This is a genomic window from Pantoea rwandensis, from assembly GCF_002095475.1.
GTDB classification, from domain to species: Bacteria; Pseudomonadota; Gammaproteobacteria; order Enterobacterales; family Enterobacteriaceae; genus Pantoea; species Pantoea rwandensis.
The window spans coordinates 78,281-93,545 of record NZ_MLFR01000023.1 but is presented as its reverse complement, the minus strand read 5'-3'; the positions used below and the strand labels follow the sequence as shown (position 1 = coordinate 93,545).

General features: G+C 54.1%; 13 protein-coding genes and 1 pseudogene. 10 read left to right on the top strand and 4 right to left on the bottom strand.

Features of this window, described 5'->3' with window-relative positions:
- Positions 1-178: 178 nt before the first annotated feature.
- Positions 179-1,252, bottom strand: coding sequence for a DUF1176 domain-containing protein (locus HA51_RS19350; protein ID WP_084936212.1), 1,074 nt, complete (start codon positions 1,250-1,252; stop codon positions 179-181).
- Between the two features lie 491 nt (positions 1,253-1,743).
- Between HA51_RS19350 and HA51_RS19345 the strand changes: the two genes are divergently transcribed.
- From HA51_RS19345 to HA51_RS19310, 8 genes and pseudogenes are all read left to right on the top strand, one after another.
- Positions 1,744-2,574: a DeoR/GlpR family DNA-binding transcription regulator gene (locus tag HA51_RS19345; protein ID WP_084936211.1), complete on the top strand. Its 831-nt coding sequence runs from the start codon at positions 1,744-1,746 to the stop codon at positions 2,572-2,574.
- 12 nt (positions 2,575-2,586) lie between these two features.
- Positions 2,587-3,570, top strand: coding sequence for a substrate-binding domain-containing protein (locus HA51_RS19340; protein WP_084936210.1), 984 nt, complete (start codon positions 2,587-2,589; stop codon positions 3,568-3,570).
- Between the two features lie 2 nt (positions 3,571-3,572).
- A complete protein-coding gene (locus HA51_RS19335; RefSeq protein ID WP_084936217.1) occupies positions 3,573-5,078 on the top strand; it encodes a sugar ABC transporter ATP-binding protein in 1,506 nt (501 codons plus the stop codon).
- A complete protein-coding gene (locus HA51_RS19330; protein ID WP_084936209.1) occupies positions 5,071-6,060 on the top strand; it encodes an ABC transporter permease in 990 nt (329 codons plus the stop codon). The genes HA51_RS19335 and HA51_RS19330 overlap by 8 nt, the downstream gene beginning before the upstream one ends.
- Positions 6,061-6,076: 16 nt before the next feature.
- On the top strand, positions 6,077-7,126 hold the full coding sequence (locus HA51_RS19325; RefSeq protein ID WP_084936208.1) for an ABC transporter permease: 1,050 nt from the start codon (positions 6,077-6,079) through the stop codon (positions 7,124-7,126).
- Complete coding sequence (alsE, locus tag HA51_RS19320) at positions 7,126-7,818, top strand: D-allulose 6-phosphate 3-epimerase (RefSeq protein ID WP_084936207.1); 693 nt, start codon at positions 7,126-7,128, stop codon at positions 7,816-7,818. Before HA51_RS19325 ends, alsE begins: the two co-directional genes overlap by 1 nt.
- The gene (gene alsK / locus HA51_RS19315) at positions 7,815-8,708 is read left to right on the top strand and encodes an allose kinase (protein ID WP_084936206.1); all 894 of its coding nucleotides are present in this window, start codon (positions 7,815-7,817) and stop codon (positions 8,706-8,708) included. Before alsE ends, alsK begins: the two co-directional genes overlap by 4 nt.
- Positions 8,705-9,669: pseudogene (locus HA51_RS19310) on the top strand (ribokinase). Before alsK ends, HA51_RS19310 begins: the two are co-directional and overlap by 4 nt.
- Positions 9,670-9,722: 53 nt before the next feature.
- Here HA51_RS19310 and nudK read toward each other — a convergent pair.
- The 3 genes from nudK to HA51_RS19295 form a co-directional block, all read right to left on the bottom strand.
- On the bottom strand, positions 9,723-10,301 hold the full coding sequence (gene nudK, locus HA51_RS19305) for a GDP-mannose pyrophosphatase NudK (protein WP_084936205.1): 579 nt from the start codon (positions 10,299-10,301) through the stop codon (positions 9,723-9,725).
- A gap of 135 nt (positions 10,302-10,436) precedes the next feature.
- The gene (gene ansP, locus HA51_RS19300; RefSeq protein ID WP_084936204.1) at positions 10,437-11,927 is read right to left on the bottom strand and encodes an L-asparagine permease; all 1,491 of its coding nucleotides are present in this window, start codon (positions 11,925-11,927) and stop codon (positions 10,437-10,439) included.
- 328 nt (positions 11,928-12,255) lie between these two features.
- Complete coding sequence (locus tag HA51_RS19295) at positions 12,256-12,528, bottom strand: YdgH/BhsA/McbA-like domain containing protein (protein ID WP_084936203.1); 273 nt, start codon at positions 12,526-12,528, stop codon at positions 12,256-12,258.
- Positions 12,529-12,773: 245 nt separating this feature from the next.
- On the opposite strand from HA51_RS19295, the gene narQ reads away from it, so the two are divergent.
- Together narQ and HA51_RS19285 are read left to right on the top strand one after the other, a co-directional pair.
- The gene (gene narQ, locus HA51_RS19290) at positions 12,774-14,462 is read left to right on the top strand and encodes a nitrate/nitrite two-component system sensor histidine kinase NarQ (RefSeq protein WP_084936202.1); all 1,689 of its coding nucleotides are present in this window, start codon (positions 12,774-12,776) and stop codon (positions 14,460-14,462) included.
- A 42-nt stretch (positions 14,463-14,504) separates the two neighbouring features.
- The gene (locus tag HA51_RS19285) at positions 14,505-15,137 is read left to right on the top strand and encodes a response regulator (RefSeq protein WP_084936201.1); all 633 of its coding nucleotides are present in this window, start codon (positions 14,505-14,507) and stop codon (positions 15,135-15,137) included.
- The last annotated feature ends 128 nt before the right edge of the window (positions 15,138-15,265 follow it).

Sequence of the window (15,265 nt, the reverse complement as noted above, 5' to 3'; positions counted from 1 at the left end):
CCATAAATGGCGCCCCTACATTGTAGGGTGCGCATTATGCGCACCAAATTGATCGGTAATCAGAATGACTCGCCGATGACGGTGCAAGCGATTCGTTAATTCGGTTGCGCGTCGCGGTCGCCATAAATGGCGCCCCTACATTGTAGGGTGCGCATTTATGCGCACCGAGCAGACTGCGCTAACGCGACTGAACCGCATTCTGCGACTGGCTAACCCACAAGGTTGGCCAATCGTCACTGCTGTGCCAGGCATCGCAAATTTTCTCTTCTGCGTACTCTGCCAGCACAAATTCGTTGCCATCATATTGCCAGCGCGTGGCCACGCCGCAATCCCCTAACCTACGACCTTTGCTGAAGGTGTAAAGCAAACCACTACTGCCATCAAACTCCGCATTGATCAATTCCAGCTGATTGTCGCTGTGCGATGGCGGGGTGAACGGTAACGTGAGCATCAGGCCGCGCGCCACATAAGGCTGGGTGCGAGTCACTTCAAACGCTAAATCAATGACATTATAAGCACCGGTTTCGCAGCTGACTAAAATCAGCGCTTTACTGTCAGTGAGCGGTGCCACACTCACTTCTCGCCGCAACGGGTCAAGCGAGCAGTTATCGGTGTTAACGCGCCATGTACCGTAGTCAATGAGCCCGGACGTTTCCTCTTGAGTCAGCGGTGCAGGCTGCGGTATGGATGCTGGCAGTTGCGGTAACGAAGGCGCTGGCGGCACATCCCACTGCGCGCGCTCGCCCCGCTTCACCCACGCACTGGCCCCATTTACCCTGCCTTGCACGTCATCCATCAGTAACAGCGCCGCTTTCATACCGCTCAACGGAATGCTGGCTTTGGCTTGGTAGGTCAATTGCAGCGAGTTGGCATCCAGCGTTTGCGCCAGAAACTCGTCAATCGCGATAGCGTTGCTGGTAGCAAGATGATGCGGCTCCACCGTCCAGTGTTTCAGGTCTGGCGTCAGCCGACGTTGATCCAGCAGCAAATTATCTTTCAGCGGACCGCCAGGCAATTCACCACTGTAAGCACTGCCGTAGTCGATGCGCAGTAGCGGACGATCGTTGACGCCAGCGTGGCGTGAAATCGTCATCACTAAACCATTGTCTCCAGGAAAACTGCGCGCCACGCAAAAAGCCGCGTTGTTACAGGTGATCTGCCAGTCAGAAAATGACTTTTGCAGTGGCTCAGCCTGAACGCACGCGACAACCATAAACGGCAACAAAAGCAGCGACTTCATCCAATACGACATTAAAAAAACCGGTCCCCAAATTCCTTGAAAGAAAATGATAGCGCAACGGCAACGCTGTCAGCAGGCCGAAACTGTGAGCTGGCCCGAAAAGCGATGTTAACTGCTGAAAAAGCCGCCGCCTTGAGGCGTTATATGGCTGGATGACGCAATACCTCCATCATCCGTTTCGACCGAATTCTGCTCAATCGGATTCGTCGGACAATTGTGCTGCCATCACAAATCGGTCAAATACACACAAACGGTCATATCCGGTCATGATAGGCTGTTTGCCTGCGGTAATAGTTATTTGCTACCCCTCCTTCGATTTCGCGCCAATACGCGTGTTTATGTGAATTAGATCTCCTATTAGTGAAATTTTGAGATCTCATTTACATAAAAATTTGACTCACATCACCCTAATACCGTTGGGCATTTTGGGCACTGCGTACTCGTGCGTAGTCCACATTTTCCCGCTGCGGTATCCAGTAATTTATAACCATCGGAGGGCAGTTATGTTGCCGATTGAAAGACAGCAGCGGATTATTGACGAACTTAATTTAAATGGTCGAGTTATTGTCGCTGAATTAGTCACGTTGTGTCAGGTCTCCCAGGAAACCATTCGCCGTGATTTAACTCAACTGGAGAAACGTGGGCTATTACAACGTAGCCACGGCGGTGCAGTACCAGCAAAACGACAGGCCGCTAACATTCAGGGTAATACGAGAGGTGTTAACGAGTACGAATTAGCTTTCCGCCAGAGAATGAATGAACACGTCGATGCAAAAATGGCGATTGCCAAACGTGCACTCGATTTCATCAGCCCTGGTGATTGTATATTACTCGACAGTAGCACCACTTGCTGGTATTTAGCGCGACAGCTGCCGGATATTGAATTAACGGTGTTAACTAACTCTATCAGAATTGTACAAACCCTTGCGGCGCGAGGCAGTATCCGCACTATCTGTTTGGGAGGAGAATATTCTGACCGTTATGAAGATTTCCACGGCGTGGTCGCTGAGCAGCCTTTACGGGAATTTCAGATTAATAAGATCTTTTTTTCCTGTAGCAGTTTAGGCAATGACGGTTATTTACGTGAAGGTAACGAAAACAACGCACATTTAAAACAGCAAATGCTGTTGGCAGCAGAAAGAAAACATCTCCTGCTAGACGCCAGTAAATTCCTGCGGCCCTCATTCGCGCGTATTTGCCATTATCGCGATGTGGACTTTCTCATTACTGACCAATTAAAAGACAAAGAGCTGGAACAAGAATTAGCCTGGAACGGCGTCAATATTATTGATTGCTCGCAGCGCAACAATTCTATGCAGCTAATAAAAAATTAATCCGGAGTCTTTATGAAAAAACATCTTATCGCCTGTTCTCTGCTTGCCCTGTTTGCCGCTACTGGCGCGCACGCTGCCGACAAACTCCGCATGGGTATCGTGGTGAAAATTGGCGGTATTCCGTGGTTCAACGCCATGGAAGCGGGCATCAAGAGTGAAGCGGCAAAACGCGGCATTGATGCATGGATGGTCGGCCCAACTGCTGCCGACCCGGCACTGCAGGTGCGTGCGATTGAAGATTTGATTGCACAGAAAGTGGACATCATTGGGGTGGTGCCGAATGACCCGAAAGTGCTGGAGCCGGTGCTGAAACGCGCCCGTGAAGCCGGAATTCAGGTCATCACCCACGAGTCACCGGATCAGAAAGGCGCCAACTGGGACTTCGAACTGGTGGATGCGCCAACGCACGGTATCAACCACATGAAAGCGCTGGCGAAATGCATGCATGAAGAAGGCAAATACGCCATGTACGTCGGCAGCCTGACGGTGCCATTGCATCAGCAGTGGACCGATGCCGCGTTGAACTACCAGAAAGAACACTATCCGAAAATGCAGATGGTCACTGACAAGTTCGGCGTGGGCGAATCGCTGGATGACTCGATTCGTACCACCAACGAGCTGATGTCCAAATACCCGGACCTGAAAGGGATTATGGCATTCGGTTCTCAAGGCCCAATTGGTGCCGGTCGTGCGGTGATGAACCGTAACAAGATCGACCAAGTGTGCGTGATCGGTGCCTTCAGTCCAGGCCAAGGGGCGTCACTGGTGCAGCGTGGCGCAATCAAAGGCGGCTACATCTGGAACCCAGAAACCGCAGGCGAAGTGTTCGTGCGCATTGCCGACATGATGCAGAAGAAAGAGCCCATTACCGACGGCATGACCATCGAGGGTCTGGGCAAAGTGAAAGTAGACGAGGCGACTCACACCATCCTCGGCAACAACACCGAAAGTCTGGACAAAGAAAACCTGCCAAAACTGGTGAAAATGGGGCTGTAATGATGAAAGAGGTGATCCCACAGACGCTGATTGCGCTCGACAACCTGTCGAAAACATTTGGTGGCAACCGCGCACTGAGCGATATCTCGCTAAGCCTACTGGCTGGCGAAGTGCACTGTCTCGCTGGCACCAACGGCTGTGGCAAAAGCACCTTAATCAAAGTCATTTCCGGGGTGCATGCCCCGGACAGCGGCAGCCGCATTACCTTAGGTGATGGCCCGACCTTCCCGCGTCTGACCACCCGTCAGGCGCGTGAGTTCGGTATCCAGGTGATTTACCAGGATTTGTCCCTGTTCCCGAATTTGAGCGTGGCCGAGAACATCGCCTTCGAACATAACCTCAATGGCCTGCTCGGCTGGCATCGCAAAGCGAAACTGCGCGAAACGGCGACCCGCATCATTGAAGAGCTGAAATTCGATCTCGATCTGGATGAAAAAGTCTCGGCGCTGTCGATTGCGGCACGTCAGCAGGTGGCCATTTGCCGTGCACTGGTGGCCGATGCACGTCTGGTGATCATGGATGAACCAACGGCCTCATTGACCCGCACTGAAGTCAATCAGCTGCTGCGCACCGTGCGCTACCTGAAAGATAAAAATATCTGCGTGGTGTTCGTCAGCCACCGACTGGATGAAGTACTAGAGATTTCTGACCGCGTCACGGTGATCCGTGACGGGCGCAAAATGGGTTGCTGGCCCGCCAAAGAGATGACGCCGCACCATCTGACTGAACTGATGACCGGCCTCAAGCTCGACTACCAGTTAAAAGCGCCGACGCGCAATGCCGATCGCGCCATTCTCGAAGTGGATAACCTCACGCGCGCCGGACAGTATCACGATGTGAATTTCAAACTGTACCAAGGCGAAGTGCTCGGTCTGTGCGGTCTGTTGGGCTCCGGCCGCACCGAACTGGCGCTGTCGCTGTTTGGCATGACCAAACCGGACAGCGGCAAAATCTGGCTAGACAGTAAGCCAGTGCGCTTCCGCAGCCATGAAGATGCGATTAAAGCGGGCATCGGTTATGTCTCTGAAGACCGCTTAACGCTGGGTTTAGTCCAGCAACAATCGGTGGCCGACAACATGGTGCTGCCAATCCTCGACAAACTGCAAAACCGTTTTCACATCATCGACGAATACCGCAAGAACAAGCTGATTCTGCAATGGATTCAACAACTCGGTGTACGTGTCGCCGATCCCAATCTGGCGATCTCCACACTTTCCGGAGGCAATCAGCAAAAGATCGTACTGGCGAAATGGGTACTGACGCAGCCGCGTATTTTGATCCTCGACTCCCCAACCGTGGGCGTGGATGTCGGTGCTAAAGCCAGCATCTATCAGCTGATTCACGAGCTGGCGAAAGAGGGTCTGTCGATCATTCTGATTTCCGATGAGGTACCAGAGGTTTGGTACAACTGCGACCGCATCCTGCACTTCCGCGATGGCACCGTTCATGCCGAATACCAACCCGATACCGTTGAGCAACAACAGCTTGCGGAGGTGATCAATGCCTGATTTTTCTCGTTTACGCCCGCACTCCAGTCAAGGCTGGCTTGCCTGGGTGCTGGTGGCTTTCATCCTGTTCTTCTCCGTGACCAGCGACCAATTCCTGACGGTGCAGAACCTGCTGGATTTGGCGGAAAGCTATGCCGTCACCGGCATCTTTGCGCTAGGGCTGTTTTTAGTGTTGGTCACCGGCGGCATTGATATCTCGTTCGCGGCAGTGGCTTCGGTGGTGCAGTACCTGATCGCCACGCTGTTTGTGCAGTTCCAGTTTGATAACGCCGCACTGAGCATTCTGCTGGCGATTGTCTGTGGCACGACATTTGGCGTGATTAACGCCCTGCTGATCACCTCGCTGCGCGTGGTGTCGATCATCATCACCATTAGCATGCAGTCTCTGCTGTTTGGTCTGCTGATGTGGGTCACCGGCGGTAAAAGTCTCTATTCACTGCCCGATTGGTGGATCACGCTGCGCAGCGTGCTGCCCTTCACCTGGCAAGGCAACAGTTTCCAGGTCGGTTTACCGCTGGCCACCATGCTGGTCATCGCGGGCCTCACCGCGCTGCTGCTCAATAAAACCAACCTCGGTCGCCAGCTGTATGCGGTGGGCGGCGATGCGGAGTCCGCACGGCGTATCGGCATTCGCGTTGGCTTGATTCACGTCTTCGCTTACGGCTGGCTCGGCGCGATGGCAGCGATTGGCGGGCTGGTACAGGTGTATCGCATGGGGGAAGTGGTGCCGAATGCTTTAGTTGGTGGCGAGTTGGATGTGCTGGCAGCCACTGTTCTGGGTGGGGCCAGCCTGATGGGTGGTAAGGGCACGGTGAGCGGGACTTTGATGGGCGTGTTCCTGATCGCCATTCTGAAGAACGGCCTCAACCTGATTGGTGTCTCCAACTACTTCATGAACATCGTGGTAGGCGGCGTGATCATGGTGGCGATTGCCGTCACTCACTACAAAAAACGTAAAGAAACTGACGTCAGCTTCGTCTGACGGAAGAGGCACTCATATGAAATCACTCTCTTCTCTGCGTCCGGACGGCACCAATATCGGCCTGATGCTATTGATTGCGCTGGCACTGGCGCTGTTTACGGTCATGCTGCCGGGGCGCTTTTTGACTGACTCCACCTTTATGAGCATGGCGTTCCAGCTGCCAGAACTGGGATTGCTCACGCTGGCGATGTTTATTGCCATCCTGAGTGGCGGCTTGAACCTGGCGATCATCGCTACCGCCAATCTGACCGCACTGTTCATAGCTTGGACGCTGATGAGCGCCCTGCCTGCCGATGCGGGAACCGGTCAGCAACTGCTGTGGCTGTTGATCGCCATCATCGGTGCCATGGTGATTGCCACCTTTATTGGCGTGATTACCGGCGTGATGGTGACACGTATTGGTGCTCACCCGATTCTGGTGACGCTGGCAACCATGATGACGCTCAACGGCATCGGCATCTGGCTGACCAAAGGCGCGGCAGTCAGTGGTATGCCTTCAATTGTGCAAGCACTGGGTTCCAACACGCTGCTGGGCATGCCGTTACCCCTGTGGGTATTCCTGATTGCCGCCGCGCTGCTGGCACTGTTCCTCGGTAAAACCCGCGCCGGTAAATGCATTTATATGGGCGGCAGTAACATCAATGCCACATGGTTTAGCGGCATCAACACCCATCGCATGGTGATTCTGGTGTACGTGATTTCCAGCCTGCTGTGTGTGCTCGCCGGATTAATCATGATGGCGCGCTTCAACTCAGCACGTATGGGTTACGGCGATGCCTACCTGTTGTTAACCGTACTAGCGATTATTCTCGGCGGTACCGATCCCAACGGCGGCTTTGGTCGCGTGACCGGCGTGGTACTGGCGCTGATCGCCCTGCAAGTGCTCTCCACCGGATTCAACCTGATGAACATCAGCCAGCACGTCAGCCTGGCAATGTGGGGCGCGGTACTGATTGTGGTGCTGGCCTTTAAACAATTTAAAACCCGTTTTAATGAACATCGTGCCGTCAAGCTGAGCAAGCTCGCTGCGGCCCTTAACCCTCTGACCGAAAAAAAGGAAGTCTAATGCGTATTCAAGTCTCCCCGTCGTTGATGTGTATGAATCTGATGGAGATCAAGCACCAGCTGGAAGTGCTGGACTCCCGCGCAGACTTCCTTCATATCGACATCATGGACGGTCACTACGTTAAGAACATCACGCTGTCGCCATTCTTTATTGAGCAGATTCGCCCGCACACCAAAGTGGCGCTCGACGTGCATTTGATGGTGGAGCAGCCGACCGATTTCATTGATGCTATTGCCAAAGCCGGTGCCGATTACATCTGCCCACATGCTGAAACCATCAACCGCGATGCGTTCCGCGTGATCAACCTGATTCGCAGCCACGGCAAGAAAGTGGGTGTGGTGCTAAACCCAGCCACACCAGTGTCATTTATCCATCACTACATTCATCTACTGGATAAGATCACCGTGATGACGGTGGATCCAGGCTATGCCGGCCAACCGTTCATTCCGGAGATGGTGGCGAAGGTGCAGGAACTGAAAGCACTCAAACAGCAGCACGGCTATAAATACCTGATTGAGATCGATGGTTCCTGCAATACCCGCACCTACAACACGTTGGTCGGTGCGGGTGCGGAAGTGTTGATCGTCGGTACTTCGGGCCTGTTTAACATCCATGATGATTTGGCGACCGCGTGGGATATGATGCGCGACAGCATTGATGAAGCGCAGGGCCTGACCAAGGTGTCCGCATGAAAAAAAGCTGGCTCGGTATCGACATTGGCGGCACCGGCACTCGCCTGCAGTTGATGGAGGAAGGACGCATCTGGTCCAGCTTCCGCAAGGTGCCGACTGCCAGCTGGGCGCATCAGCCTGATGCTCTTACGGCACTCGGGCAGTTAATCAGTGAAACCTTAGAGCAACAACCGGTGAGCGGCGTGATGCTCGGCTTACCCGGCATTCTGAGTCGAGATCGTCAACAAGTTGTCTCGCTGCCCTTTATCCAGGCACTGGATCATCAGCCAGTGGCGGCGATCCTGACAGAACGCCTTGGCGTGCCGGTGGCGATGGATAAGGACGTTAACCATCTGATGATGTGGGATCTGATGCAGCTTGAGCAGATGCCTGATATCGCCGTGGGTCTCTATCCAGGCACGGGGATGGGTAATAGTCTGTGGATTAACGGCCAGTTTTATCATGGTCAGCATGGCGGTGCGGGTGAGCTCGGCCATATTCCCATCGCGGGTAACGATCTGCCCTGCCCGTGTGGCAATCATGGCTGCGCGGAGACGGTGACCTCAGGAAACTGGCTCAGCCTTTGGAGCAAGGCTAACCTGCCGCACACCGATATGTCCGCCCTGTTTACCCAACATGGTGAGCATCCGGAGTTACAGGCTTTCGTCACGCGATTAGCGCAACTGATCGCCACCGAGATGAACATTCTCGATCCCGAGTACCTGATTTTAGGAGGCGGGGTCTTAGCGATGGCGGATTTCCCGCTGGCGCAGTTGCGCAGCCAGATTCAGCAGCATCTTCGTCCACCGGCAACGCGTGACAACTTGAAGATTGTGTTCAGTCAGTCCACCGATCATACCGGCTGTCGCGGCGCCTGTTTAGCCGCCGAACGTCTGTTCAGGAGTGCATGATGAAAGGAAAAGTGTGTGTGTTTGGCTCGTTCAACCTCGACGTTGTGGCGGTGATGAACCGTTTTCCGATGCCGGGTGAATCCTTAACCGCCCACAACAGCATGATGGGACCGGGCGGCAAAGGTGCCAACCAGGCCACGGCGGCGCTGCGAGCCGGTGCCCGCGTACACTACATCGGCAAAGTGGGTAACGATGATTTTGGCACTTTTGCCCGTCGTCACCTGGAAAAAACCGGCTTCGACGCGATTACGTTATTCACCTGCAAAGAGAAGCCCACCGGCAACGCCTGATTTATGTAGCCGGTGATGATGCCGAGAACATGATCTCGGTGTTTCCCGGTGCCAACACCACGGTAACTGCCGCAGAAGTCACGCGGTGCCAACCGACCGTTGCCGCTGCCGATATTTTGCTGGTGCAGCTGGAAAACAATCTCAGTGCTATCCAACGCATGATTGATAATGCACGTGCAGGTGGCACCTTTGTGATTTTAAACCCGGCGCCGTGGCAGAAAGTGAGTGATGCACTGCTGGCGAAGGTCGATTTACTGACGCCGAATAGCACAGAAGCGATGCAGATCACCGGGGTCAAAGTCACCGATTTTGCCAGTGCGCAACAAGCCGCTGAAGTGCTGCATCGGAAAGGGGCGCGTCAGGTGATTATTACGTTAGGGATGGCAGGCGCACTGCTTTCGAACGCGGAACAGCAGCCGCTGCGCATTCCACTGTTTCCAGCACAACCGCTGGATACCACCGGTGCAGGCGATGCCTTCAATGGGGCGTTGGCCGCACGACTGGCTTCGGGCGATGCATTGCCGCAGGCCGCACTGTTTGCTTCCGCCTACGCCTCGCTCTGCGTTGAGCGATCGGGTGCCGCGAATTCGATGCCATCCTACGCCGAAGCGCTAGCCCGCATGCAGGCACATCCCGAGTGCGTGCCAGAGCCGTTAGCCGTTTGCGTATAAAGGAGCGCCTGTAGGGTCAGCATTTATGCCGACCAGGTTCATCGCCGCACTGACTAAGCCTTTAACCAACCGGCAATTTGCGCATGCTGCAACAGCATGATGGCTTTACCGTCGCGGATACGGCCATCTTTTACCATTGCCAAGGCTTCCGGGAACGGCAACTCTAAAACGGTAATCTCTTCATCCTCGACACCGCCACCTTCGTGGGTGCGCATCGCATCGCTGTACTCTGCGGCGAAGAAATGCACGATTTCCGTTACGCCGCCCGGTGACATATAGGCTTCAAACAGCTTTTCCACCGGGCCGACCTGATAACCCGTCTCCTCGACCGCTTCTTTACGAATGCAATCTTCTGGCGTGTCGTTGTCGAGCAGGCCAGCACAGGTTTCAATCAGTTCGCCGCTGGCGTTGCCATTGACATAGGTCGCAATGCGGAACTGACGAATCAGCAACACGGTGTTTTTGTCACGGTTGTAGAGCAGGATGGTCGCGCCATTGCCGCGATCATAAACTTCGCGTTTATGACGCACCACTGCGCCGTTGCTACGGGTTAGTTCGTAAGTGAAATTGCGCAGAATAAAATAATTATCTGACAGCAACTTGTCTTTGATGATGTTGATCTTTAATGACATAGCCGCTCCACTGCGTAGCTGAGGGAGCCAGAGATAATAGGGGGAAGTGGCAGGAAAAACTATCTGAATTAGCTGAGCTGGCCTATCGCCATAAAATCGGGGGCTGAATAGCCCCCGGAGATAAATGGATTGCGATTAGCGCGAGCTGTCTTCCGCCAGCGTTGCCGCACCATCATCATGATGGTCATGCTCTTTCATTGCTTCAGCATGTACGCGTTTACGCACACCAAACCAACCTAGTACCAGCACAACGGCAATCAGAGGGATCGAAGCGATGGTGTAAGTGCCATTCGGATAATCAAACGCCATCAGCACCAGCACGCTTGCCAGGAACAGCAGGGTCAACCATGAGGTCACTGGCGCCCATGGCAACTTAAAGCTGACGTCATCCGCTTTGCCTTCTTTAATGGCTTTGCGCAGACGCATCTGGCAAACCACGATAAAGGCCCAGGAAGAGATGATACCCAGCGAAGCCACGTTAAGAACGATCTCGAATACCTGTGAAGGCACATAATAGTTCAGCACAACGCCCACCACGTACACCGCAATGGTGACGAGGATACCGGCGTAAGGCACCTGCTGCTTGCTCATCTTCGACATAAACTGCGGTGCAGAACCGCCCATCGACATCGAACGCAAGATACGACCGGTGGAATAGAGGCCAGAGTTAAGGCTCGACAGCGCCGCACTCAGTACCACGATATTCATCACGCTACCGATGTAAGGCACACCCAGCTTAGAGAAGAAGGTGACAAACGGACTCTGTCCCGCCTGATAGGCGTTCCACGGCAGCAGCAGCACCAAGAGCACCACTGAACCCACATAGAACAGGCCAATACGCCAGATCACACTGTTGATGGCTTTTGGCAGCATGGTTTTTGGGTCTTTACACTCCCCTGCTGCGGTCCCCACTAATTCGATGGACGCAAAGGCAAACACCACCCCTTGCACCAGCACCAACGCAGGCAGTAAGCCATGCGGGAACAGGCCGCCGTTATCAGTTATCAGGTGGAAGCCAGTGGTGTTGCCATCCAGCGGTTTGCCGCTGCCGAGGAACACCACACCAACGATCAGGAATACCGCAATCGCCAGTACCTTAATCAGTGCGAACCAGAACTCCATTTCGGCAAACCATTTCACACCGATCATGTTCATGGTACCGACAATCGCCAGCGCGCCGAGGGCAAACACCCACTGTGGCACATCGCCAAATGCGCCCCAGTAGTGCATATAGAGCGCAACCGCGGTGATATCCACAATACCGGTCATCGCCCAGTTCACGAAGTACATCCAGCCTGCAACGTATGACGCTTTTTCCCCAAGGAATTCACGTGCATAAGAAACAAAGCTGCCGCTTGATGGGCGGTGTAACACCAGTTCGCCCAACGCACGAAGAATAAAGAAGGAGAAGATACCGCACACCAGATAAACCAGTGCCAGTGCCGGACCGGCCATCTGCAAGCGCGCGCCCGCACCAAGGAACAGACCGGTACCGATAGCACCGCCAATGGCGATCATTTGTACCTGACGGTTACCCATCGCTTTTTGGTAACCAGTGTCGTGAGAATTGAGCCAGCGTCTTTTTGCAGCGCGTTGTTCGGCTGCAGTTTTTGTAGTTGATTTCATAGCTTTCCTGTTTGTCCTGACCATCAATCACCGCGTAACCAATCGTTTGCGTGCGGCGGTGCGAAATGGGGTAAAACCCACTACCGTTGCGGCGGAACGATGTCGCGCGGCAAGCCGGGAAATTACGGCGATGAATCCTACCCGTTCTGCATGAACGAAGCAAAATTTACCGTTTAGTTGCACGAGTTGTTTTGTAAGAATCGGTCGCGGTGCACAAAAAAACCGGCCAAGGGATTGGCCGGTAAGGGGGTGGCTACAGGGAGGGACTCACTTTCAACCGTTCGTCATCAGATGAACGGGGCGGCATAAATGCCGCTGCTACAGGGGATTAACGGTAAATCTCTGCGGTGCCGCTCCACAGGCTGGAATCACCTGGGTTTTGCACGCCAATGACGCGGTAATGACTGGCTCCCATCTCTTCTGCTTTCTGTGAAAGCTGGCGTGTTGCATCATCCAGTGAGCCGCGTACGCCGCTTACAGAGACAGTGCCGCTGCTTTGCAGGTTTTCTGCCTGTTCGGCACTCAAAGGCTGGGCAGCAAACGCGGTGAAACTTGCGGTGGCAAGCAGTGCAGCAGTCAGAATGGCAATGGGTTTCTTCATGAAATGCTCCTGTTGTCGTCCGGAAATAATGTGGTTAGTTACGGGGAGAATTATTAACGATGGAATGAAAATCGGGCGCAGCAAGGAGTAAAGGCGCTTAATAGTTCGCCAGCTAAGTGCGATCTGTCCAGGGAAAGGTAAAGAGAAGTGAATTTCTCTGCTAAAAGTAACTTGATGTGACGACTATGACTCGCCGTGTGCGAGTTGCTGCCTTATAATCCCTCGCTCTTATAAGGGTTATTGCCGTGATTGTACAACGTCCCGTTACCCGCACCATTGCTCGTGCGCTCAGCGCCATTGTGCTGCTGTCGCTATTAACCACCGGGCTGGCGCTGATGACGCTTTCCAGTAGTTTACGTGATGCCGAAGCGGTGAATGTCGCCGGTTCGCTGCGCATGCAAATTTATCGTCTCGCTTGGGATAGCGCGCGCGATCCGCAGCAGCTCGCGCAACACATTCAGATTTATCAACAAACCCTGAACCTACCGGCCTTGCAGCATCTTGAACGTCCCTGGGTGCCGAAGGAAGTCGCGAGCCGCTATCGCTACCTGCGCAGCAGCTGGCCGATGTTGCAGCAAATGCTGCAACCTGGGAACACGCCAGTCTACCAACAACGCGTCGCCAGCTACGTTAGCGAGATCGATCGTTTTGTCCTGGCGCTACAACATTATGCTGAGCTGAAGATGAATCTGGTGGCAGCCAGTAGCCTGTTTGGCTTTCTGGCGATTGTGATGTTGGCGCTGTGGACCATACGCTTTATTCGCCGCAACGTCGTGCGCCCGCTCGATGCGCTGGTCACTGCCAGCCAATATGTTGAGCAGGCGAACTTTAGCTTTCCGCCCCTGACGGTATCGCAACCGACAGAATTGCGTGTGTTAGCCCAGGCATTCACTACCATGGCTGAACGTCTGCATTCGCATTATCGCTTGTTGGAGTTGACGGTACGCAATAAAACCGAAGACCTGACCCAGGCCAACCGCACGTTGAAATTGCTGTATGAAAGTTCGCAGGTCCTCACTAGCAGCCCGCTCAATCCTGAACTGTTTAGGGGATTGCTGCGTCTGGTAAAGCTTCGTGAAGCTTTGACGGTATTAAAACTCACCAGTGACGGCATCGATTTTCAAGCGGGTGTCGCCGACGATACGCTGAGCTGGGTTCGCCTGCCGCTGCAGCAGGAAGATCAATTGCTCGGTGAGCTGTGCTGGCAAACACGCCGCGCGCCGCCGGCTGATGAGCTGATGCAGAGCCTGGCCAATATGCTGGGGCGATCGTTGTGGATCTGGCAGACGCAAAAACAGTACCAGCAGATGTTATTAATAGAAGAGCGATCCACCATCGCACGCGAACTGCATGATTCTCTGGCTCAGTCGCTCTCCTTTTTGCGTATCCAACTGACGTTACTGCGCCGCAACGTGGATGACACACAACCGCAGGCACAAGCGATCATTGCCGATTTTGATCGTGCGCTGGCCGAAGCCTATCAGCAGTTGCGTGAGCTGCTCACCACCTTCCGCCTGACGATCGAACAGGCGGATCTGGTGCAAGCGATGCAAGCGATGATCGCGCCACTCCAGGAGCAATCTCATGCCGTCATTGAGTTTGATTACCAGCCTGGCTTGCAAACCCTCGATGCCCAGCAACAAGTGCATGTGCTGCAAATTGCGCGCGAGGCGCTGCTCAATGCGATTCGTCATGCACATGCCCGCCACATTCGCATTCACTATCAGCGTGACGCCGATGCCACGCACCGCTTAACCATTGAAGATGACGGCTGCGGCATCAGCAGCCAGGAAGAACCGCCGGGCCATTATGGCCTGACGATTATGGCAGAACGCGCCGCCCGCCTGGCCGGCAGTCTACAGGTTGCGCCACAGATGCCAGGAACCTGCGTCACGCTGTGTTTTCCACCGCGCCCGGCGCACCGGCTGGCTTAACGCGATACACTCAATACCCCATGGACTTTAACTGGAGAATTTATGGCCCCCTCTTCCCTGACCATCATGATAGTGGACGATCATCCGCTGATGCGACGTGGCATCCGCCAGCTGCTGGCACTGGAACCGCGTCTGGAGGTGGTGGCCGAAGCGAATAACGGCACCGAAGCGCTGGCTGAGGCGCGTCGCTTATCCCCGGACGTGATTCTGCTCGATTTAAACATGAAAGGGATGTCCGGACTGGATACGCTTAAGGCACTGCGTCATGAAGGCATTGCTGCGCGCATTCTGGTGCTGACCGTTTCCGATGCGCGTAATGATATTTATGCCATGGTCGATGCGGGTGCCGATGGCTATTTGCTGAAAGACAGCGAACCTGAGTTGCTGTTGGCGCAAGTGATGCGTGGTGCGCAAGGTGAGAATGTGTTTAGTGAAGTGGTGGCAGAATATCTGAGTACACGCCAACCGAGTGCGAATCCCTTCAAGCAACTCACCGAACGCGAACTGGATGTGCTGCAGGAAGTCGCTCGCGGGTTATCCAACAAGGAGATTGCCGCCACCTTGCATATCTCCGAAGAAACGGTAAAAGTGCACATTCGCAATCTGCTGCGTAAACTGGATGTCCGCTCGCGCGTCGCCGCTACGGTGCTCTGGCTGGAGAGTCGTAATGTGTAGCAGCACACAAAAAACCGGCACGACATTTACACTTTCTCCATAATTTATCCACGATTCTCTAATTTGCGCCGCGTAGAGTAAGCACCAGCAGGAGTTTTAGGAGATAGCCCTTAAAACTCCGCCGACGT

Bases quoted from the DNA above. Each gene is read 5' to 3' on its own strand.
- HA51_RS19350 (WP_084936212.1), bottom strand. From the start codon at position 1,252: ATGTCGTATTGGATGAAGTCGCTGCTTTTGTTGCCGTTTATGGTTGTC.
- HA51_RS19345 (WP_084936211.1), top strand. From the start codon at position 1,744: ATGTTGCCGATTGAAAGACAGCAGCGGATTATTGACGAACTTAATTTA.
- HA51_RS19340 (WP_084936210.1), top strand. From the start codon at position 2,587: ATGAAAAAACATCTTATCGCCTGTTCTCTGCTTGCCCTGTTTGCCGCT.
- HA51_RS19335 (WP_084936217.1), top strand. From the start codon at position 3,573: ATGAAAGAGGTGATCCCACAGACGCTGATTGCGCTCGACAACCTGTCG.
- HA51_RS19330 (WP_084936209.1), top strand. From the start codon at position 5,071: ATGCCTGATTTTTCTCGTTTACGCCCGCACTCCAGTCAAGGCTGGCTT.
- HA51_RS19325 (WP_084936208.1), top strand. From the start codon at position 6,077: ATGAAATCACTCTCTTCTCTGCGTCCGGACGGCACCAATATCGGCCTG.
- alsE (WP_084936207.1), top strand. From the start codon at position 7,126: ATGCGTATTCAAGTCTCCCCGTCGTTGATGTGTATGAATCTGATGGAG.
- alsK (WP_084936206.1), top strand. From the start codon at position 7,815: ATGAAAAAAAGCTGGCTCGGTATCGACATTGGCGGCACCGGCACTCGC.
- nudK (WP_084936205.1), bottom strand. From the start codon at position 10,301: ATGTCATTAAAGATCAACATCATCAAAGACAAGTTGCTGTCAGATAAT.
- ansP (WP_084936204.1), bottom strand. From the start codon at position 11,927: ATGAAATCAACTACAAAAACTGCAGCCGAACAACGCGCTGCAAAAAGA.
- HA51_RS19295 (WP_084936203.1), bottom strand. From the start codon at position 12,528: ATGAAGAAACCCATTGCCATTCTGACTGCTGCACTGCTTGCCACCGCA.
- HA51_RS19285 (WP_084936201.1), top strand. From the start codon at position 14,505: ATGGCCCCCTCTTCCCTGACCATCATGATAGTGGACGATCATCCGCTG.